The following is a 19,024-nucleotide window of genomic DNA, read 5'->3' as shown; positions in this document are numbered from 1 at the left end:
ACTTTGTTACCTTCTTCGCGGAAGCAGCTCCTCACCCCAACCCTCTCCCCGTAAGAACGGGGCGAGGGAGCGCACCACCGCTCGCCCCTACAGCCCCGTCGACGCCTCGATCCTGAACTGCGCCAGCGCGACGATCGGCTCGCTGTTCAGTGCGTCCATGAGCTGAAGCACGGGCAGCTTGCCGAGCGGCGTCAGCTTGATGGTGAGCGTCTGACCTGAGGTCTCGACGAAGCCGGCGAGTGCATCGACCGCCGCTTTGGCATCGAGATTGGCGGCCATGACCTTCTCGCCCTGCGCCCGGATCATCTCGGCGATGGCGCTGCGGGCGGCGTCGCGGCTGACATTCTGCATGCGCGAGAACTGCGCCACGACGAGATCGACGACGCCGCTGTCGCGCAGGGAGAGCTCGATCGCGCCGGTCTCGATCTGCGCCGCCTGGCCCATGGCCTGCGCCGGATCGGTCGTGAACAGGCCGCGCGGCACGTTGGCGAGCGCGAAGCGGGCCTGAGCTTTGGCAAGGTTGCCGAGATCGATCGTGGCAGGCGCGAGCGCAAACGCGCCCGAGGACTCCGTCCAGGCGGCACCGAGATCGAGGTCGATCGCGAGCTTGTCCACGCCCGCCATGATCAGCGGCCGCTGCGCCGGATTGGAGGGATCGGTCGGCGTGACCATCTTCACGACCAGATTGGCCTTGCTCGGGATCGATCCGACCAGCTGGCCCCAGTTGAGGCTGATCGTGTCGATGGTGACGAGCTGCCGCGTGTTCTTGTAGGGCGAGACCACGCCCTTGATCTCGGCGCCTTCGAGCACCCGGAACAAGCCCAGCATCTGGTCGGGCGAGGGCGCCTGCCCGGGATTGCTAAGGCCAGCGGCCCAGCGCATCAGGTTCGTAATGCTGAACGATTTGAGCGCGAAGCGCTCCATCTTGAACTGCCCTTGCGGCGACGGCGTATCGACGCCCTCGACGGCGAACTCGCCCTCGCGGTACCTGACCGCATTGATCTTGGCTGTTCCCTGCGGCGTCCCGATCGACGTCTTGCCCATCTCGGCCTTGCCGATGCGAACACCCTCGTAGACCCCGGCGAGCTTCTCCAGCAGCTCGCGCGCCTGCGCCGGCGTCTGGGGCGCCGATTGATCCTGCGGCAGCGCGGCGAGCACGTCGGCCAGCCGGAATTTCGACGGCTGCACGGCGATGTCCTCGATGGCGAAGCCGTCGATATCGACGCGAATCGCCTGTGCCGATTTGAGCGTGTACGGGCCTGCCGAGACTTGCCGGTAGACCCGGCGATAGTTGTCGTCGCCGCTCGTCTGCGGATCGAGCGCCGCGAGGATCGCGGTGGCATCGAAATCGTTGACGATGATGTTCGACAGCTCGCCTGTCAGCTTGTCCGGCTTGCCTGGCTGCTTCACCTCGACCGAGATGACGGCGCGGTCGGCCTTCATCGCATCGATCTTGCCGTGCTTGAGGTTCTGGATCGCCAGCCCGGTATAGGTGAACTCGCCGCTGCCGGCGGCAGCGTTGCCGGAATCGAAGCTCATCGTCAGTGTCGGGGCCGTAAGCGACGAGGCCGTGACGCCCGTGTACTGGCTGAGCGCATAGCGGTACATCTCGATCAGGGAGTTGTCCGCTGGCGCAGCCGCGGCGTGAACGGGACCGGCGTAGTCGCGCATCGTCAATTGCGGGATCTTGTAGGAGACTTTCAGTTTTGCCGGGGGAGCCTGGTCCAGTGCGACCTCAACACCGGTGATGTCGATGCTGTCGGCCGAAAACCTGATATCGTCGACCAGGCAAACACCCGTCCCTTTGATGCCGGCGATCTTGATCTGCGCCTGCGGCAGGTTGCCGGGAGTGACCGCGATATCCTCGATCGTCAGCGTCCGGGTCGCGAGCTCGAACGTGATCTTGCCGTGGCTCGCCTTGCCGCCCTGTTGGCGCATCTGCTCGAACGCCGCCTCGACCTCGCTGGTCGCGCGGTGCTGGGCATAGAAGTTGAAGCCGAACCATCCGCCCGCGGCAAGCACGGCTGCCACGATCAGGCCGATCAGGATCCGCTTCATTCCCAGCTCCAGTTGCCCGTTTTGCACTGCGCAACCTGCCATATTCGGGAAATGCCGCGCGGTCTAGGGAAAGCTAGCGCTATCAGGTATTTGACCATGCGCCCTGTTGATGGGGCCGTAATCGGATGTTGCCACCGGGGCGCCCGCCGTGCTTCATCCCGTTTCCATGACCCGGAAATACCGTCCGCTTGGGCGACGGCTCCGGATGAGGCATTTTGAAGCCGGTAACGCGAGGCGAGACACCGCATGTCGTCTTATTCTGATGATCTCCACCAGGCGGCGCTGGCCTATCACCGTCTGCCGCGCCCCGGAAAGCTCGAGATCCAGGCGAGCAAGCCGCTCGCCAACCAGCGCGACCTCGCGCTTGCCTATTCTCCGGGCGTTGCTGCCGCCTGCACCGAGATCGCCAAGAACCCGGCGGAGGCCGCCACGCTCACCACCCGCGCCAATCTGGTCGCGGTGGTCTCCAACGGCACCGCGGTGCTCGGCCTCGGCAATATCGGCCCGCTGGCCTCCAAGCCGGTGATGGAGGGCAAGGCGGTCCTGTTCAAGAAGTTCGCCGGTATCGACGTGTTCGACATCGAGATCGCCGCCGACACCATCGAGCGCGTGGTCGAGACCGTGGCGGCGCTCGAGCCGACCTTCGGCGGCATCAATCTCGAGGATATCCGCGGACCGGAATGCTTCGAGATCGAGGCGCAGCTGAAGGAGCGCATGAAGATCCCGGTCTTTCATGACGACCAGCACGGCACCGCCATCATCGTCGCCGCCGCCATCACCAATGGTCTCAGGCTGAACGGCAAGAAGCTGTCCGACGTCAAGATCGTCGCGTCGGGGGCAGGGGCCGCCGCGATCGCGACGCTCAACCTTCTGGTGTCGATGGGCGCGCAGCGCAAGAACATCTGGGTCTGCGACATCGACGGTCTCGTGCATGAAGGCCGCAACACCACGATGGACCGCTGGAAGGCGGTCTACGCGCAGAAGACCGACAAGCGCACGCTGGGCGACGTCATCGGCGGCGCCGACATCTTCATCGGGCTGTCGGCACCAGGGGTGCTCAAGCCGGAGATGGCCAAGGCGATGGGCGACAAGCCCCTGATTATGGCGCTCGCCAATCCGACCCCGGAGATCATGCCGGAGGAGGCGCGGAAGGTGCGCCCCGACGCCATGATCTGCACCGGCCGCTCCGACTATCCGAACCAGGTCAACAACGTCCTCTGCTTCCCCTTCATCTTCCGCGGCGCGCTCGACGTCGGCGCCAGCGCCATCAACGAGGAGATGAAGCACGCCGCCGTCGAGGCCATCGCGCAGCTCGCGCGCGAGGCGCCGTCGGATGCGGTCGCGCAGGGCTTTGACACCGGCGAAACGCAGGGCTTTGGCCCCGGCTCGCTGATCCCGAGCCCCTTTGATCCCAGGTTGATTCTGCGCATCGCGCCCGCCGTCGCCAAGGCGGCGATGGAGTCGGGCGTCGCGACGCGCCCCATCACCAACTTTGACGAATACACCGCGCTGCTCGAGCGCTTCGCCTTCCGCTCCGGCCTCGTCATGAAGCCGATGTTCGCCAAGGCCAAGACCCAGCCGGTGCGCGTGATCTACGCCGAAGGCGAGGACGAGCGCGTGCTGCGCGCCACGCAAGTGGTGCTGGAGGAGAAGCTGGCGACGCCGATCCTGGTCGGGCGTCCGTCGGTCGTCGAGGCGCGCATCAAGCGCTTCGGCCTGTCGATCAAGGCAGGCAAGGATTTCGACCTCGTCAATCCCGAAGACGATCCGCGCTATCGCTCCTATGTGCAATCCTATGTCGAGGTCGCCGGCCGCCGCGGCGTGACGCCGGATGCGGCGCGCACGGTGGTGCGCACCAACAACACGGTGATCGCCGCGCTCGCGGTCATGCGCGGGGAGGCGGATGCCATGCTCTGCGGCGTCGAAGGCCGCTACATGCACCACCTCCGCCATGTCCGCGAGATCATCGGCTTCTCCGCGGGGATCATCGACTATGCGGCGCTGGCGCTGCTGATCACCAGCAAGGGCGCCTTCTTCATCGCCGACACCCAAGTTCGGCCCAATCCGAGCGCCGAGGAGCTCGCCGAGATCGCCTCGCTGGCGGCGGTCCACGTCCAGCGCTTCAACATCAAGCCGAAGATCGCCTTCGTCTCGCACTCGGATTTCGGCAGCTACGACACCGAATCCTCGCGCAAGATGCGCCGAGCGACCCAGCTGTTGAAGGAGAAGCATCCGGAGATCGAGGCCGACGGCGAGATGCAGGGCGACACGGCACTTTCAGCTGCTGCGCGGAAAATGGTGCTGCCGCACTCCAAGCTGGAGGGCGAGGCCAACATCATGATCATGCCGAGCCTCGACACCGCCAACGTCGCCTATCAGATGATCAAGTCGCTGGCGGATGCGCTCCCCGTCGGCCCGATCCTGATCGGCCCGGCGCGCCCCGCCCATATCCTCACGCCCTCGGTGACCGCGCGCGGCATCCTAAACATGACGGCCGTTGCGGTCGTGGAAGCGCAGGAGCGCGCTGCACGGCAGCAGCCGACGTTGTTTACGTAAGATGCCGTCTTACCCTCTCCCCCTGTGGGAGAGGGTGGATCGCGGCGTTAGCGGCGAGACGGGTGAGGGGCTCTATCCACGAGTCCCACCGCTATTGAGCTCGCGGAGATACCCCTCATCCGGCGCCATAGCCGAAGCTTCGCTTCGGCGTTCTTAAGAACGGCGGCCGCAGGCCGCCTATGCCACCTTCTCCCGCAAGGGGAGAAGGCGCACCGCCCGCGTCGCCAACTTTGAATTGCTCGCAGTTCGCCATTTCCCCGTTTGTAAACCGGCGCACGACTCTTCATAATCGCCCGGTGCTCTCGTCAAGACGCCTTTTTCAAAAAGCCTGAGCCAAGAGGCCGATCATGCCAGCGTTCGTGACTTTCGGGCGAATCCTGTTCGCCGTGCTGTTCATCTACACGGGCGCGACCAAGTTCTTTCCCCTCCAGGCGACGGCCGATTTCATCGCCACCAAGGTGGTGGTGCCGGAAGTCATAGAGTCCTACACCAAGCAGATCGAGACGGCGACCGCCATGACCACGCCGCAACTGCTGGCGATCGCGGGCGGCGGGCTTGAGATCATTGCAGGCCTGATGATTGCGCTGAACTTCGGCGCGCGCTTTTTCGCATTGCTCATGATCATCTACATCGCGGTTTCGACCGTCCTGTTCTCCGATTTCTGGAATCAGGCCGCGCCCGACAACGCCAGGATGGTGGTCGATGCGCTGAAGAATCTCTCGATCATCGGCGCGCTGTTCATGATCATGGGCTACGGCCGCGCTACGCGCTCAGCCGAGACGGCCTACGGCGACGTGTAAAGCGAGTTGATGGCTCGTCCGACAGCATCTCCACCCGCGCCGAATATCGCGTCACTCATCTCGGGGCGCGAGACGATCTGGCGTCTGATTTCATGACCAGCCTGAGCGCGGGCGGCACGGTGCACACGCTGCGCGGCGTGCTGGCCTATCACCTTCCGACGCCGTAGCGCAGATCGCCTGCGCTAGACTCGACGCCACGGCGTCACCGTGACGTCATGCGCCGCGTCGAGCAGATACGGCGCCCCCGGCTTCATCCCGTGTGACGCCAGCACCTCATGCGGCGTCCGCTCCGGCACGCCGACAAAGCAGCCTTCGCCGCCGGGCAACCGCACATGCGGTGCTTCCGACAGCCAGAACGTGTCGTAGCGGTCCATGAACATGTCGAACACGACGGGGCCGCCGATGATTGCGACCGTGCCGGAGGCGACATCGGCGAAAGCGCAGGCCTCCTCGAAGCTCGCATGCTCGGGATTCCACAGCGTCGCGTTCGGCATCTCCGGGTCGACGGTGAGTGCCTTGATCTTGCGGGTGAGGATCAGCCGCTTGCGCTTCGGCGAATTCTGCTGCTGCTCGTGCGAGTGTCCGCCGTGCACGACGACCGCGGCTCGATCGAGCGCTTGCTCGAAAAAGCGCTTGTCGCCTTCGAACACCAACGTTGAGGGCATGATGTGCGACGGATCGGCAAGCATGCCGTCCGCCGATATGATGACGTAACCCTCAAACCGGAAAGACAATTGCGGTCTATTCCGAGACCGTCGTCACGACGGAATTGACCGGGCGCGTGCTCACCGTCGGCAGCTTGACGTCCTTGAGCAGCTCCTGGTCGTATTCGGGCAGCGTCGAGGCCGGGAACTTGGCGCGCATCGCCACGACCTTGTAGCCGCCGGCCTTCAGGCGCTTGAGCAGCTCGGGCAGGGCTTCCGCCGTGTGCTTCTGGAAGTCGTGCATCAGGATGATGCCCTTGCCCTTGGTGTCGAGCTTCTTCATCACGGTCTCGATCACCTTCTCGGGCTTCGACGCCTTGAAGTCGAACGAGTCGATGTCGCAGGAGAAGATCGCGACGTTGCGGTTGCCGAGATAGGTGACCATCTCCGGCGGGTGCTGGAGCGCCGGGAAGCGGAAGAACGGCGAGGGCGAGATGCCGCCGAGCGCCCACTTCACCGCCGAGAAACCCTTCTCAATCTCTTCCTTGCGCTGCGCTTCCGTGAGCTTCTTGTTGTTGAGGTTGGCGTGCGACCAGGTGTGGGCGCCGACAGTGTGGCCGGCCGCATAGACCTGCTTCAGGATCTCCGGCTCATAGGTCGCGTGCTTGCCGATCGAGAAGAAGATGCCGGTGGTGCATTCGTCGGCGAGTGCCTTCAGCACCGCGGGCGTGTTCTTCGGCCAGGGGCCGTCGTCGAAGGTCAGCACGACCTCCTTGTCGCGCAGGAAGTCGAGCTCCTTGAAATGCTCGAAGCCGAAGCCCGGACCACCCGTGGTGTCGATCTCGACGGTGCGGGCGACGCCGAGCGCGCCGGGCGTGTTGCAGGCCGCGCGGGCGGGCTGGGGCGCCTGTTTCGGCGGGGGCGGGAAGGCCGCTTGCGTCGGCGCAGCGGCTGCCGCCGCGGGAGCGGGCGCCGGTGCCGCGGCGGGGGCTGCAGCCGGTGCCGCCTGGGTGGCGGCTGCGGGCTTTGCGGCCGGGGTCTGCGACCACGCTGCGCCTGCCATCGCAACCGACATCGCGCTTGCCAAAATCAGTCCTGCCGCCACACGCATGGTGTTGTCCTCGAGATTGATCCCGTTGTTCCGCCGCAGCTTTTCGCCTCTGGCAAAACCATCCTGCCCCTTGATCGTCCTAGCCTAGATGGTGGGCCCTCGTCATTGCAACGGCTGTTTGGCACCCCGCCACAATTGTGCCCAACCGGATGCGGGCTTGCGGGTGTCAGCTGTCGGCCAGCGCCTTCGCAATCGCTGTCTTGACCCGCGTGTCCGTCGGATCGACCGCAGACGGATACACCTCGGCAATGTAGCCGTCGCGCCCGATCAGGTATTTGTGGAAGTTCCAGCGCGGAACGTCGCGGGGGCGCGCCTCGGCCGCCCATTTGTAGAACGGATGCGCCTTGGCGCCGACCACCACGGCCTTGGCCGCGATCGGAAAGGTAACGCCGTATTGGTGGTGTGCGGTCTCCGTGATCTCGCTGGTGCCGCCTGGCTCCTGGCCGCCGAAATCATTGGAGGGTACGCCGATCACGGTGAGCCCGCGCTCGCGAAACTCGCTCCAGAGCTCTTGCAGGCCCGCGTATTGTGGAGTGTAGCCGCAGAGCGAAGCGGTGTTGACCACCAGCAGCGGCTTGCCAGTGAACGCGGCAAGGCGGATGTCGTCGCCTGATAATGCAGGGAAGGAGAACGCATAGGCCGAGATCCGGCTCATGCCGCCATCGGCGCGGCTGCGTCCAGCAGACGCGGTCGTCGCGACAAGCGCGGCGAGCATGGTCCTGCGGTTCAGCATGGCAACGTCCCCCGACGTGATCCGGGACGCACCTTACTGCGTCGGCGCGACGCGCCTGGTCAACACCGCGTTATCGGACGCGGCAAGGCGCCACTTCGCTCGAAAGCGCTCTAGTAGAGGCGGACGATGAAGTCGGTGCCTTCGCCGGTCTCGCCCTGGTTGATGCCCTGGTCGGAGACGATGATCGAGCCGCCCGATGTCAGCATCTCGTTGATCTTCGCCATGGTGTCCGCAGGGATCGAGATACGGTCGAGTGCCTCGGCCGGGCTGTCCGGCATGACCACGGGCTTGGCTGTAACGGGCTTGGCGGCGACGGGGATCACGGCGGCGCCACGCTGGCGGAGTGTCACGCGGCTGTCATCTTCGCGCGCGGCGGCGCGGGCGGAGACCGGCAGCGACACCACCGACCAACGCAGCGCGTTGGTGTCGGTCTTGTCCACCTCGGCGGTGAACACGTGCGTGCCGAGCGGCCGGTCGCTCGCAGCGATCGTGACGGGAACCTCGAACAGCGGCGCAAAGTTCTGCCGCACGTAGAGCTTGGAATCCTTGCGGCTGATGAACACCGCGATCTGGCCGGCCCGTTTGGGCGTCTCCGGCTTTGCGGCAGGCGCAGGATCAGCGACGCGGGTCTCGTCCTTCTTTGCGTCGGGCGAGGCGGCGAGCGCAGGCGCGGCAGCGGGCGCATCGGGCTTCTTCGCGGGCTCGGCCGCTTCAGCCTTAGGCGCTTCTGCAGTCTTGGGCGCTTCTGCGGCATCAACGGGCTTTGCGTCGGTGCTTGCGGGCTTGGCGGCTTCTTCCGACTGCGGCTTGACCGGGGCAGATGCCTCGGCGGTCTTTTCAGACTTGGCCTCAACCTTGTCGGGGGGAGCGGCTGCTTCCGCGCGCACCGGTGCATTGCCGGTGGTCACATCCGACATCACGGTATGGCCGAGCGACGAACGCAGCTCGAGCGCGCTCTCCGCGCTGGCGGTCTTCGTCTCTACGGGTTTTGCTTCGCTGACTTTGGTTGGTGCGGCGCCCTTGTCGGCCTTGTCGCCGACATTGGTCTGCGGCTCCAGGCTGGCGGCGGGCTGCGGCGGCACGCGCACCGAGGCGAGCAGGGGATGCGAGAAATTTTGCGGCGACATCTGGCCGGGCGAGACGATCACGCGCGCGCCCATCCTGGTCCAGTTCCACATCTTCACCGCGAACGCCATCGGCATGCGGATGCAACCGTGCGAGGCCGGATAGCCCGGCAGCACGCCGGCATGCATGGCGATGCCGGACCAGGTGATCCGCTGCATGTACGGCATCGGCGCGCCGCTATAGATGTTGGACTGGTGGAATTTGTGCTTCTGGATCACGCTGAACACGCCCATCGGCGTCGAGTGGCCCTTCATGCCTGTCGACACCGGGGATTCTGCGAACACGCCGTTGGTGTCGAAGACCGTCACCTTCTGCCGATCGATCGACACGACGATCACGAGCGGACCTTGCGGCTTGGTGCCGGCTTCCTTCTCGGCGACGACCGCCTTCTTACCAGCCGTACTGCGCTTCTGGGGCTTCTGCCGGGGAATGTCGGGATAGCGCTCCTGCCGGGCGGCGTAGGACCCGTCCGAGTAGTCGCTCCAGTAGTAGAACGCCGCGTCCGCCTGGCTGGTCAAGCCAATCGCACCCGCCGCCGTCAAAATGGCGACCTGCCACAGCCGGGCCGGCCTGGCAGAAAAACTGGCCCCGTTCACGCTATTCATTCCTCGAATCCACAATCCAACTCAGAAATTAGTCTCGCAGAGGGGATACGCGTTCACTAGCACGGCAGTTCTGCCATCAGCGAATTTTGTCCATGACGTAGCAAAAAAGCCTCACGGAGCGGTAAACGGCGGCCGCGACGGCTGCCGGTCGTCTTCCTGACCGGCTGTCGCATGCCTACATTGCCGGGACTTGTTACCGGAGAACTTCATGTCATCTCGTTTCCCCGGTCTTTCCGGCATCCGCTTGAAAGGCCTTGCTTTATTCCTCCTGTTGCTCGCTGTCCCAGCGAGTTCTGCAATCGCCGCCGACGAGCCGGATCTGATCTTCCGCCGCTCGACGGTATTCAAATGGATGAGCCCGAATGACAAGCTCGCGACCTACGGCCTCGACGACCCCGAGGTCGAGGGCGTGGCCTGTCATTTCACGGTGCCGGAGAAGGGCGGCTTCAAGGGCTGGCTCGGCCTTGCCGAGGAGGTCTCGGATATCTCGCTGGCCTGCCGCCAAGTCGGTCCGATCAAGTTCAAGAACAAGATGGAGCAGGGCGACGACATGTTCCGCCAGCGCCGCTCGCTGTTCTTCAAGAAGATGCAGATCGTGCGCGGCTGTGACGCCAAACGCAATGTGCTGGTCTACATGGTCTATTCGGACCGGCTGATCGAGGGCTCGCCGAAGAACTCGACCTCGACGGTACCGGTCATGCCGTGGGGACCGGCTGACGCAAACGTCCAGAAGTGCGGCGAGTTCTTCACTCAGTGACGCGCGTGCGTTCACTCAGTGACGCTCTTGCGTTCACCCAGTGACGCGCTCGCGTTCACTCAGTGACGAGAGTGCGGCTGGCGCGCGGTTTTGCGAGATGCGAGCCGGTCAGCCGCACGAATGCTTGTGGCGCGGCCTCGTGGCCGCGGCCCGACTGCAGCGACATTGCCCCGATTGAAGCGACCCGGCTGGGTTGGTCGGCGCGGTCCGTCCGTAGGTCCGCGTCGCGCGGCGTTGCGCGATCTTGCGCCGTCATGATGGCATCCCTCAACTGAACGCGCCCGGTGGTTCCGGACTTCTCGGTTTCGATGGCTTGAGTCGCAGTCGATTCGCCGCCGGTTCGACGGAACCCAGCCCTCGTTCGGGCTTCTCTTCAGCAGAAAAACGTAAAATGCATGTGAAGTGCGGAAGGCGCGCGTGTGACGGCGCGCAGTGTGGGTCTGCTTCCAAGCACGGACAGAGCCTGCAAGGCCACTTTCAGGCGCGGCGCGACCCATTTGAAAAGACTGGGATTTTCCGCTGAATGTTTCGTCGCCTGGCGCGTGACGAAACAATTCTCACAAAGACGAAACCATTTTCCGCTTTTGGCGCATCACGCGCGAAACGACGCATGGTTATCAGCTTCACAACGACGACGCACCGCCGGCCAAGGAATTGGGACACGAGATCATGCGCACGCTCAGCTTCATCCTTGCCTTCGCTTTCGTGCTCGCCGGCTCTTCGTTCGCGGGGGCGCCGGACGGCAATCTCCCGGGTGTCGGCACCTTCCAGTACAGCGGCTCGCCGGTCACCACCACGGCGCCGCAGCCGATCGTGGTCGCTGCGCGTTTCTGATCGACAGCCAAGAAAATCAAAAGAAAAATCACAAGAAAAACCAGCCGATAAAGGCCATCATGATTGTCCGATTCTGCGCCGCAGCGTTCGTTTCGCTTCTGACGATCAGCGCTGCCCACGCGCAGGTTCGCGCTCCTTCGAGGCTACCGGATCCCCGCAGCGAGTTCATGCGTCAGTGTGCGCCGCGGATGCTCGGGCGCTGGGAGCATCCCGAGGAGGTCTGCGGCTGCCTGCATGATCACGCCGTTGCTGCCGTCGAGGACCGCGATCTGCGCGAGGCGCTGTTGCGCGGCATCAGCGAGACCGGCGTGCCAACGATCGAGACTGATTGGGTGCCCGCGTCCAAGCAGGGCGAGATCGGCTCGACCTTCACCAAGATCGCCAAACCGACCTTGCAGTGCATGTTCGACCCGGCGAAGTCGTAACCATCACTTCGATTTCGGACCGTAGCGCGGCACGCAGGCGATGGTCCGCGCCACGCCCTTGTCGGTCATTCTCGCACCGCGCACTTCCTTGACCTGCCCGGCGGGGCAGGTTCCGTCATCCACTTGCACGCGCTGGCCGAGCTTGAGATCCGTGATGTCCTGTTCACGTCCGACGGTGACGGCATGCGCCGCCGTCGCGAGGGCGACGGAGATCAGCAGCGAGAGGCAGGTCGCGCGGCGCAGCAGCATGATGTGAGGTCCCGGCATCGATGCCGCAATGTAGGGAGCGGCAGGCGATTCTCATAGCGAACGTTTCTCATAGTGAACGTTCGTCACGCCCGCCGGGCCGATTTGCTCCTCGCGCGCAAGGCGCCGCGCGACTCCAGCGCGAGCCGTTCGGCGGAGGCCACGAGTTGCGGAACCGCGTGGCCGGAAAATCCCAGCACGAACCCGGGCAGGGGACGCGTGCGCGAATAGGTGTCGGCCAGCAGCCAGCCTTCTGCGCCCGCGGCCTGCTTCGCCTGCGCCGCGACGGTAAGCTCGACCGACGGATCGAACCGGGCGACGAGGTGCAGCCCTTGCGACGGCACAGGCACCGACAACGCACCGTCGGATGCTGCTTCCAGGGTCTCAGCCAGCGCGTCGCGCGCCTCGCGATAAAGCTTGCGCACGCGCTTCAGGTTGGCGGCGAACGCGCCGGAATTGAGCATGTCGGCCACCGCGCCCTCCATCAGCGTGCCGGGAAAGCGGTCGAGCGCAGCGCGCGCGGCCGTGACGTCCGCGATCAGGCGCTCGGGCAGTGCGCAATAGCCGATGCGCAGGCCGGGAAACAGCGTCTTGGCAAACGTGCCCATGTAGATCACGCGCTGGAGATGATCGATGCCGGCAAGCGACATCAACGGCGCGCCGTCATAGCGGAACTCGCTGTCGTAGTCGTCCTCGAGCACGAAGGCGCCGGCCTGCCTCGCCCAATCCAGCAGCTCCAGCCGTCGCGGCATCGACATCTGCACGCCCAGCGGAAACTGGTGCGACGGCGTCACATAGGCCGCGCGTGCGGACGATGCGGCGGTGCGGCCCTTGGCGACACGTATCCCGTGCTCGTCGACGGGGACGGGCACGGCGCGATAACCGCAATGCGAAATGGTGTTTCGCGCGGCGGGGTAGCCCGGGTCCTCGCACCAGACCTGGTCGTTGGGCTTCAGGATCGCGCTTAGCACGATGCGCAGCGCGTGCAGCGTGCCCGAGGTCAGCATGATCTGATCCGGGTCGCAGCGCAGGCCACGCGCCGACAGCAGGTGATCGGCGATCGCCGCGCGCAGCTCGCGGCTGCCGCGCGGATCGCCATAATGCAGATGCTCGGGCCCGAACGCGCGCATGCGCCGCCCGACGAAGGCACGGAAGCGCTGCAGCGCGCGCTCGTCGATATGGGTACAGCCGAGCGAGAATGCGCCCTGTCGCGGCGCTTCGACCACGGCCTTCGGCTTCTTTGGTTCGGCGGCGCGCGCCGGTATCCGCGCTGCAACGAAGGTGCCGGAGCCGACGGTCGCAGCGGCAAAGCCGTCAGCGATCAGCCGTTCATAGGCAGTGACGACGGCGTTGCGGCGGAAGCCGGTCTGCTTGGCCAGCGTCCGCGACGGCGGCAGCGGCTCACCGGGTTTGACGAGGCCAGAGACGATCATGTCGCACAACGCCTGGTACAGCCGGTGCGCCGATGACGCGCCCGCGGTGATATGCGGGCCGGTGAGGTCGAGCGGCAGTTCGGCCTTGGCCGGCGAGGGGGCAAAATTGGTCGGAATTTTTCGCATGGAATTGGCACTATCGCAGACCAAATCCGCGGCTACAACTCTCCTGGAATTGTTCCAATCCCGACAGGAGCGGCCGTGAGCCAAGCTGAAAGCCAAAATTCCTATCCGACGTCAGCGCGCAACCAGGTGAAGCGCCGTCACGACCGCGGCTTCTACGACCACGACACCGTTCACCGCATCCTGGATTCCTCGATGCTCTGCCAGGTCTCCTATGTGATCGACGGCCAGCCCTATTGCACGCCGACCTTCTTCTGGCGCGAAGGAACGAAGCTGTACTGGCATGGCTCGAGCGCCAGCCGCATGCTGCGCAACCAGACCAGGGGCGAGCGCGTCTGCCTGACGGTCGCTCATCTCGACAGCCTCGTGCTGGCGCGTTGCGGCTTCAACCATTCCGCCGACTACCGCGCCGTGATGGCGTTCGGCACTGCCTATCTCGTCACCGATTCCGAGGAGAAGGAGCGGGCGGTGATTGCCATGGTCGATCGCTTCTTCCCGGACCGCACCGCGACCCTGCGTCAGAGCAACACGCAGGAGATCAAGGCGACCTCCTTCATCGCGATGGAGATCGAGGAGGCCTCGGCCAAAGTCCGCGCCAAGGGTGTGGCTGACGACGACGAGGACTACGAATTGCCGATCTATGCCGAGCGCATCCCCGTGCGCACCGTCTTGGGCGCGCCGGAGCCGTGCCCGCGCCTGCTGGATGGTGTAACCCGGCCTGCGACGCTGAATGGCTATTCGGAAGGCCGGCTGCTCGAAGATGCATTGCGGGATGCTTATTTTGTGGAGTACCCGAACGGCTGAAATCGGCTAGCTTGCGCGCACCATTGACCAATTGGATGCCTGGAGTTGCCCGATGAATGCCGAAACGCAGCAGAGGATTCTTGACGCCGTCGATGTCGGCTTCGAAGCCCAGCTTGCGACCACAAGCGATTTCGTTGCGATCCCTTCGACCCGCGGGGCCGAGGGGCCGTGCCAGGACATGATCGGCGACCTCCTGCGCGAACGCGGCTACGAGGTCGACGACTGGCACATCGATGTCGATGACCTCAAGGATCTGCGTGGTTTCGGTCCGATCGAGCACGATTTCTCCAAGGCGCGCACGGTGGTTGGCACCTACCGTCCGCAAACGAATGGCGGCAAATCGCTGATCCTCCAGGGGCACTGCGACGTTGTGCCCGCGGGGCCGCTGGAACTGTGGGACACGCCGCCATTCTCGCCCGTCATCAAGGACGGCAAGATGTTTGGCCGCGGCGCCTGCGACATGAAGTCGGGCACGATCGGCGCGCTCTACGCGCTGGACGCGATCAAGGCGGCGGGTTTCAAGCCGACGGCGCGGATCCACTTCCAGTCCGTGATCGAGGAGGAGAGCACCGGCGTCGGCGCGCTCTCGACATTGCAGCGCGGCTATCGTGCCGACGCCTGCTTCATCCCGGAGCCGACCGGCGGCAAGATGGTGCGCTCGCAGGTCGGCGTGATCTGGTTTCGCCTGCGCGTGAAGGGCCATCCGACCCACGTTGCCTTCGCCGGCTCCGGCGCCAACGCAATCATGGCGGCCTATCATTTGATCCAGGCGCTGCAAAAACTCGAGATCGAGTGGAACGAGCGCGCGAAAGCCGATCGGCACTTCAAGACGCTGAACCATCCCATCAACTTCAACCCCGGCATCATCAAGGGCGGCGACTGGGCTTCCAGCGTGCCGGCCTGGTGCGACGTCGATTGCCGCATCGCGGTCCTGCCGGGCTGGTCGATCGCCGATCACCAGAAGGAGATCGTGGCCTGCGTTGCGGCTGCCGCGCGCAACCACCGCTTCCTTGCCAACAATCCGCCGGAGGTCGAATGGTCGGGCTTCCTGTCGGAGGGATATGAACTGACCGACTCCGCGGCGCCCGAGGCCGCGTTCGGCAAGGCCTTCAACACCGTCTATGGCGGTGAAATCCAAGACCTCGTCTTCACCGCGCTTACCGACACCCGCTTCTACGGTCTCAATCACGGTATCCCGAGCCTCTGCTTCGGCGCGAGCGGCGGCGAGATGCACGGCTTCAACGAATTCGTCGACCTGGAGTCGCTGAAGAAGTCGACCAAGGCGATGGCCCTGTTCATCGCGGATTGGTGCGGGGTGGAGAAGGCGTAGGTCTCTCCGCCGTCATTGCGAGGAGCCCTTGCGACGAAGCAATCCAGACCGTCGCTGCGGAAGCAGACTGGATTGCTTCGCTGCGCTCGCAATGACGGGCGGACGGTCCTGTAGGGTGGGCAAAGGCGCCCTTGCGCCGTGCCCACCATCTCTCTTCTACCCCGAACGAAGTGGTGGGCACCTTCCGCCTTCGCTCTTCGAGCTACGGCGGACAAGTCGCTTGGCCCACCCTACGGCATCTCGGCCGGGACGGCCGCTGCCCGAAACACGGGCGCGTCCAAATGCTTTAAGCTTAAAAGAAAGACTAGGACGCCGTCCTGACTGGTGGCAGACTGGCGCCCAGTTCGACTGGCCGAATACTTGGGTGTCACGATGCGCGATTGGGATGATGCTTATGCCAATTCGGCCCATATTCCGGGCTCGGACAAGATGCCGGCCCAATGGGCGGAGCGGGCGGCGGCTTATCGCACCGGCCTGAAAGACTTCCGCGCGGACGTCTCCTACGGCCCGGGCGAGCGCCAGCGTCTCGACCTGATCCTGCCAGACGGCGACAGCAAGGGCCTCGTCGTCTTCGTGCACGGCGGCTACTGGATGCGCTTCGACAAGTCGACCTGGACCGATCTGGCCGAAGGCGCGCGGCATCACGGCTGGACGGTGGCGCTGCCGAGCTACACGCTGACGCCGGCCGCGCGCATCTCCGACATCACCGCAGAGATCACCGCCGCGATCACCAAGGCGGCTTCGCTCGTCTCCGGCCCGATCCGGCTCGCCGGCCATTCCGCGGGCGGCCATCTCGTCACGCGCATGCTGTGCAACGACAGCCGGCTCGAGCCTGCCGTCTACAACCGCATCGCCGGCACGCTCTCGATCAGTGGGCTGCATGATCTGCGACCGCTGCTGAAGACGAAGATGAACGACACGCTGCGCATGACCATGGAGGAGGCGACGCTTGAAAGCGCGGCGCTGCACCTGCCGCGGGGACATTCGCCGGTCACGGCCTGGGTCGGCGGCGGCGAGCGGCCCGAATTCATGCGGCAGTCCGATCTGATCGCCAATGTCTGGACCGGCTTCGACGTGCCGACGCGCCTCGTCGTCGATCCCGGGCTCAACCATTTTACGGTGATCGACGGACTGAAGGATCCGTCGTCCCCGATCACCGCGCGCCTGATCGGCCTCGACTGACGCGGCGAGGATCGATCGATCGAAAGGGCCTGCCATGACGTCCAGCGATTACGATCCCACGAGCGAAGGCGCCGAGACCGATTTCGCCCGGCGTATGTCCTACGGCGACTATCTGGCGCTGGATGCGATCCTCGGCGCGCAGCATCCGCTCTCGGAGGCCCATGACGAGATGCTGTTCATCATCCAGCATCAGACCACGGAGCTGTGGATGCGGCTTGCCATCCACGAGCTCAGCGCCGCGCGCCGCGCCATCGCCAGGGACGAAGTGCAGCCCGCGATGAAGATGCTGGCGCGGATGTCGCGCATCTTCGAGCAGCTCAACGGCGCCTGGGACGTACTGCGCACCATGACTCCCAGCGAGTATACGCGTTTCCGCTCGCAGCTTGGCCAGTCCTCGGGCTTCCAGTCGCGTCAGTACCGGCTGATCGAATTTCTGGTCGGTAACCGCAACCACGCCATGCTCAAGCCGCACGCGCACGATGTGGAAACGACCAGGCTGCTCGAAGGCGAGCTTGCCACGCCGAGCCTGTACGACGAGGTGCTGCGGCTCGCCGACCGCAACGGGCTCAAGATGCCCGCGTCCGTGCTGGCGCGCGACGTTCGCGAAACCCACAGCTTCAACGAGGGCGTGCTCCAGGCCTGGCGTATCGTCTATGAAGCGCCGGAGACGCATTGGATGCTCTACGAGCTTGCCGAGAAGCTGGTCGACTTCGAGGACTACTTCCGGCGCTGGCGCTTCAACCACGTCACGACGGTCGAGCGCGTCATCGGCTTCAAGCGCGGCACCGGCGGTACCGGTGGCGTCAGCTATCTCAAGCGCATGCTGGAGGTGGAGCTGTTCCCCGAGCTCTGGCGCGTCCGCACGATTCTGTAGAGATCCCATGACCAAGCTTCGCGTCTATGACGACACCAGGGCCTTGTTCCATTTGCCTGAGGGCGTGATCTATCTCGACGGCAATTCGCTCGGCGCGCTGCCGCTGGGCGTTGCCGAGCGCGTCGGCAACGTCATCACGGCCGAGTGGGGCAACGAGCTGATCCGCGCCTGGAACAGTGCGGGCTGGTATGCCCAGCCGCGCCATGTCGGCGATCGCATCGCGCGATTGGTCGGTGCGGAAGCCGGCTCCGTGACGGTCGGAGACACGCTGTCGCTCAAGGTCTACCAGGCCCTCGCCGCCGCGCTCGACATGAACGCCTCGCGCAAGGTCGTGCTATCGGACACCGGAAACTTTCCGACCGATCTCTACATGGCCGAGGGCCTGATCGCGACGCTCGGCCGCGGCCATCAATTGCGCCTGGTGGCGCCGGAAGAGATCGAGGCCGCGTTGTCGGAGGAGATTGCGGTCCTCTACATCACCGAGGTCGACTACCGCACCGGACGGCGCCACGACATGGCGACGCTGACCGCGAAGGCGCATGCGCTCGGCATCGTCACGGTCTGGGACCTCGCGCATTCGGCCGGCGCGCTGCCGGTCGATCTCGCTGGCTGCGGCGCCGATTTCGCCGCCGGCTGCACCTACAAATACATCAACGCCGGCCCCGGGGCGCCGGCATTCCTCTACGTCGCGCCGCGCCACGCCGACGGCGTGCGCGCCGCGCTGTCGGGGTGGATGGGCCACGCCAAGCCGTTTGCGTTCGAGCTTGCCTACGCGGCGGCCGGCGGCGTCGAGCGCATGCGCGTCGGCACCCCGCCGGTGCTTGCAATGGCGGCGCTGGAGGCCTCGCTCGACATCTGGGACATGGTCGACATTCGTGAGGTCCGTGCGCGTTCACTGGCGCTCGGCGATCTCCTGATCGCCGAGGTCGAACGCCGCTGCCCCGAGCTCAAGCTCGTCACCCCGCGCGCGCACGAGCACCGCGGCTCACAAGTCTCCTTCGCCTTCGACGGCGGCTACGCCGCCATGCAGGCCCTGATCGCCCGCGGCCTCATCGGCGATTTCCGCGCGCCTGACATCATGAGGTTCGGGATTACACCGCTCTACATTGGGGAGAGCGAGATCATGCGAGCAGCCGAGATCATCGAGGAGGTGATTGCAGGCGAGGTCTGGCGTCGGCCGGAATATCAGGTCGTGAACGCGGTGACCTGAAGAAGGTCTCGTGCCCCGGACGCGGCGCAGCGCCCCCGGCGATGCGAAGCATCGTCCGGTGCGGTGCGCTGCAGAGCCGGGGCCCACGTTGCACTGAACTCCGTATCGAGATGGGTCCCGGCTCTGCGCAGCAACGCTGACGCGTTGCTGCGCGTCCGGGACACGAAAGCTGCG

The 19,024-nt window shown here is 65.1% G+C and carries 18 protein-coding genes; 10 read left to right on the top strand and 8 right to left on the bottom strand.

Translation table 11 applies throughout. The features are described 5' to 3' along the window. Positions 1-87: 87 nt before the first annotated feature. Positions 88-2,058, bottom strand: coding sequence for a hypothetical protein (locus ACVJ5M_RS27680; RefSeq protein ID WP_231144908.1), 1,971 nt, complete (start codon positions 2,056-2,058; stop codon positions 88-90). Positions 2,059-2,304: 246 nt separating this feature from the next. Between ACVJ5M_RS27680 and ACVJ5M_RS27675 the strand changes: the two genes are divergently transcribed. Then, entirely contained in the window at positions 2,305-4,614 is a 2,310-nt protein-coding gene (locus ACVJ5M_RS27675; protein WP_063983646.1) for an NADP-dependent malic enzyme, read from the top strand. A 347-nt stretch (positions 4,615-4,961) separates the two neighbouring features. Beyond that, a complete protein-coding gene (locus ACVJ5M_RS27670) occupies positions 4,962-5,414 on the top strand; it encodes a DoxX family protein (RefSeq protein WP_063983645.1) in 453 nt (150 codons plus the stop codon). 182 nt (positions 5,415-5,596) lie between these two features. Here the strand turns inward: ACVJ5M_RS27670 and ACVJ5M_RS27665 are convergent, their stop codons facing one another. From ACVJ5M_RS27665 to ACVJ5M_RS27650, 4 genes are all read right to left on the bottom strand, one after another. Beyond that, a complete protein-coding gene (locus tag ACVJ5M_RS27665; protein WP_063983644.1) occupies positions 5,597-6,148 on the bottom strand; it encodes a hypothetical protein in 552 nt (183 codons plus the stop codon). Positions 6,149-6,155: 7 nt separating this feature from the next. Then, positions 6,156-7,169 (bottom strand): polysaccharide deacetylase family protein, encoded by a 1,014-nt coding sequence (locus tag ACVJ5M_RS27660; RefSeq protein WP_028147793.1) that lies wholly within the window; start codon positions 7,167-7,169, stop codon positions 6,156-6,158. A gap of 166 nt (positions 7,170-7,335) precedes the next feature. Then, positions 7,336-7,902, bottom strand: coding sequence for a glutathione peroxidase (locus tag ACVJ5M_RS27655; protein ID WP_063983643.1), 567 nt, complete (start codon positions 7,900-7,902; stop codon positions 7,336-7,338). A 110-nt stretch (positions 7,903-8,012) separates the two neighbouring features. Continuing rightward, positions 8,013-9,632, bottom strand: coding sequence for a L,D-transpeptidase (locus ACVJ5M_RS27650; protein ID WP_063983642.1), 1,620 nt, complete (start codon positions 9,630-9,632; stop codon positions 8,013-8,015). Positions 9,633-9,840: 208 nt separating this feature from the next. Between ACVJ5M_RS27650 and ACVJ5M_RS27645 the strand changes: the two genes are divergently transcribed. Beyond that, positions 9,841-10,389: a CreA family protein gene (locus ACVJ5M_RS27645; protein ID WP_028157500.1), complete on the top strand. Its 549-nt coding sequence runs from the start codon at positions 9,841-9,843 to the stop codon at positions 10,387-10,389. A gap of 55 nt (positions 10,390-10,444) precedes the next feature. Here ACVJ5M_RS27645 and ACVJ5M_RS27640 read toward each other — a convergent pair whose 3' ends face one another. After that, a complete protein-coding gene (locus tag ACVJ5M_RS27640; RefSeq protein ID WP_063986413.1) occupies positions 10,445-10,645 on the bottom strand; it encodes a hypothetical protein in 201 nt (66 codons plus the stop codon). Between the two features lie 413 nt (positions 10,646-11,058). On the opposite strand from ACVJ5M_RS27640, the gene ACVJ5M_RS27635 reads away from it, so the two are divergent. Both ACVJ5M_RS27635 and ACVJ5M_RS27630 read left to right on the top strand, forming a co-directional pair. Further along, complete coding sequence (locus tag ACVJ5M_RS27635; protein ID WP_166096179.1) at positions 11,059-11,223, top strand: hypothetical protein; 165 nt, start codon at positions 11,059-11,061, stop codon at positions 11,221-11,223. A gap of 59 nt (positions 11,224-11,282) precedes the next feature. Then, positions 11,283-11,648, top strand: a complete 366-nt coding sequence (locus ACVJ5M_RS27630) for a hypothetical protein (protein WP_063983641.1) — start codon at positions 11,283-11,285, stop codon at positions 11,646-11,648. 3 nt (positions 11,649-11,651) lie between these two features. Here the strand turns inward: ACVJ5M_RS27630 and ACVJ5M_RS27625 are convergent, their stop codons facing one another. Both ACVJ5M_RS27625 and pdxR read right to left on the bottom strand, forming a co-directional pair. Beyond that, the gene (locus ACVJ5M_RS27625; RefSeq protein ID WP_063983640.1) at positions 11,652-11,897 is read right to left on the bottom strand and encodes a DUF6719 family protein; all 246 of its coding nucleotides are present in this window, start codon (positions 11,895-11,897) and stop codon (positions 11,652-11,654) included. Positions 11,898-11,980: 83 nt separating this feature from the next. Continuing rightward, a complete protein-coding gene (pdxR, locus tag ACVJ5M_RS27620; protein WP_063983639.1) occupies positions 11,981-13,453 on the bottom strand; it encodes a MocR-like pyridoxine biosynthesis transcription factor PdxR in 1,473 nt (490 codons plus the stop codon). Between the two features lie 75 nt (positions 13,454-13,528). Between pdxR and ACVJ5M_RS27615 the strand changes: the two genes are divergently transcribed. The 5 genes from ACVJ5M_RS27615 (at position 13,529) to kynU (ending at position 18,850) form a co-directional block, all read left to right on the top strand. Further along, positions 13,529-14,254: a pyridoxamine 5'-phosphate oxidase family protein gene (locus ACVJ5M_RS27615; protein WP_063983638.1), complete on the top strand. Its 726-nt coding sequence runs from the start codon at positions 13,529-13,531 to the stop codon at positions 14,252-14,254. Positions 14,255-14,306: 52 nt separating this feature from the next. Next, positions 14,307-15,584, top strand: a complete 1,278-nt coding sequence (locus ACVJ5M_RS27610) for an ArgE/DapE family deacylase (protein WP_063983637.1) — start codon at positions 14,307-14,309, stop codon at positions 15,582-15,584. 372 nt (positions 15,585-15,956) lie between these two features. After that, a complete protein-coding gene (locus ACVJ5M_RS27605; protein ID WP_063983636.1) occupies positions 15,957-16,766 on the top strand; it encodes an alpha/beta hydrolase in 810 nt (269 codons plus the stop codon). A gap of 34 nt (positions 16,767-16,800) precedes the next feature. Then, positions 16,801-17,640 (top strand): tryptophan 2,3-dioxygenase, encoded by an 840-nt coding sequence (gene kynA / locus ACVJ5M_RS27600; RefSeq protein ID WP_014495717.1) that lies wholly within the window; start codon positions 16,801-16,803, stop codon positions 17,638-17,640. A 7-nt stretch (positions 17,641-17,647) separates the two neighbouring features. After that, positions 17,648-18,850 carry a kynureninase gene (kynU, locus tag ACVJ5M_RS27595; RefSeq protein ID WP_063983635.1) on the top strand — a complete coding sequence of 401 codons (1,203 nt, stop codon included), beginning with the start codon at positions 17,648-17,650 and terminating at the stop codon, positions 18,848-18,850. Positions 18,851-19,024: the final 174 nt, after the last annotated feature.

The organism is Bradyrhizobium sp. S3.7.6, from assembly GCF_054061875.1.
The sequence above is the reverse complement of the archived record's forward strand: the minus strand, read 5'-3'. Positions and strand labels throughout refer to the sequence as shown.

Coding starts and splice junctions, on each gene's coding strand:
- kynA (WP_014495717.1), top strand. CDS start 16,801: ATGACGTCCAGCGATTACGATCCCACGAGCGAAGGCGCCGAGACCGAT.
- ACVJ5M_RS27650 (WP_063983642.1), bottom strand. CDS start 9,632: ATGAATAGCGTGAACGGGGCCAGTTTTTCTGCCAGGCCGGCCCGGCTG.
- ACVJ5M_RS27655 (WP_063983643.1), bottom strand. CDS start 7,902: ATGCTGAACCGCAGGACCATGCTCGCCGCGCTTGTCGCGACGACCGCG.
- ACVJ5M_RS27625 (WP_063983640.1), bottom strand. CDS start 11,897: ATGCTGCTGCGCCGCGCGACCTGCCTCTCGCTGCTGATCTCCGTCGCC.
- ACVJ5M_RS27605 (WP_063983636.1), top strand. CDS start 15,957: ATGCGCGATTGGGATGATGCTTATGCCAATTCGGCCCATATTCCGGGC.
- ACVJ5M_RS27660 (WP_028147793.1), bottom strand. CDS start 7,169: ATGCGTGTGGCGGCAGGACTGATTTTGGCAAGCGCGATGTCGGTTGCG.
- ACVJ5M_RS27670 (WP_063983645.1), top strand. CDS start 4,962: ATGCCAGCGTTCGTGACTTTCGGGCGAATCCTGTTCGCCGTGCTGTTC.
- ACVJ5M_RS27680 (WP_231144908.1), bottom strand. CDS start 2,058: ATGAAGCGGATCCTGATCGGCCTGATCGTGGCAGCCGTGCTTGCCGCG.
- ACVJ5M_RS27645 (WP_028157500.1), top strand. CDS start 9,841: ATGTCATCTCGTTTCCCCGGTCTTTCCGGCATCCGCTTGAAAGGCCTT.
- ACVJ5M_RS27630 (WP_063983641.1), top strand. CDS start 11,283: ATGATTGTCCGATTCTGCGCCGCAGCGTTCGTTTCGCTTCTGACGATC.
- kynU (WP_063983635.1), top strand. CDS start 17,648: ATGACCAAGCTTCGCGTCTATGACGACACCAGGGCCTTGTTCCATTTG.
- ACVJ5M_RS27610 (WP_063983637.1), top strand. CDS start 14,307: ATGAATGCCGAAACGCAGCAGAGGATTCTTGACGCCGTCGATGTCGGC.
- ACVJ5M_RS27640 (WP_063986413.1), bottom strand. CDS start 10,645: ATGACGGCGCAAGATCGCGCAACGCCGCGCGACGCGGACCTACGGACG.
- pdxR (WP_063983639.1), bottom strand. CDS start 13,453: ATGCGAAAAATTCCGACCAATTTTGCCCCCTCGCCGGCCAAGGCCGAA.
- ACVJ5M_RS27635 (WP_166096179.1), top strand. CDS start 11,059: ATGCGCACGCTCAGCTTCATCCTTGCCTTCGCTTTCGTGCTCGCCGGC.
- ACVJ5M_RS27675 (WP_063983646.1), top strand. CDS start 2,305: ATGTCGTCTTATTCTGATGATCTCCACCAGGCGGCGCTGGCCTATCAC.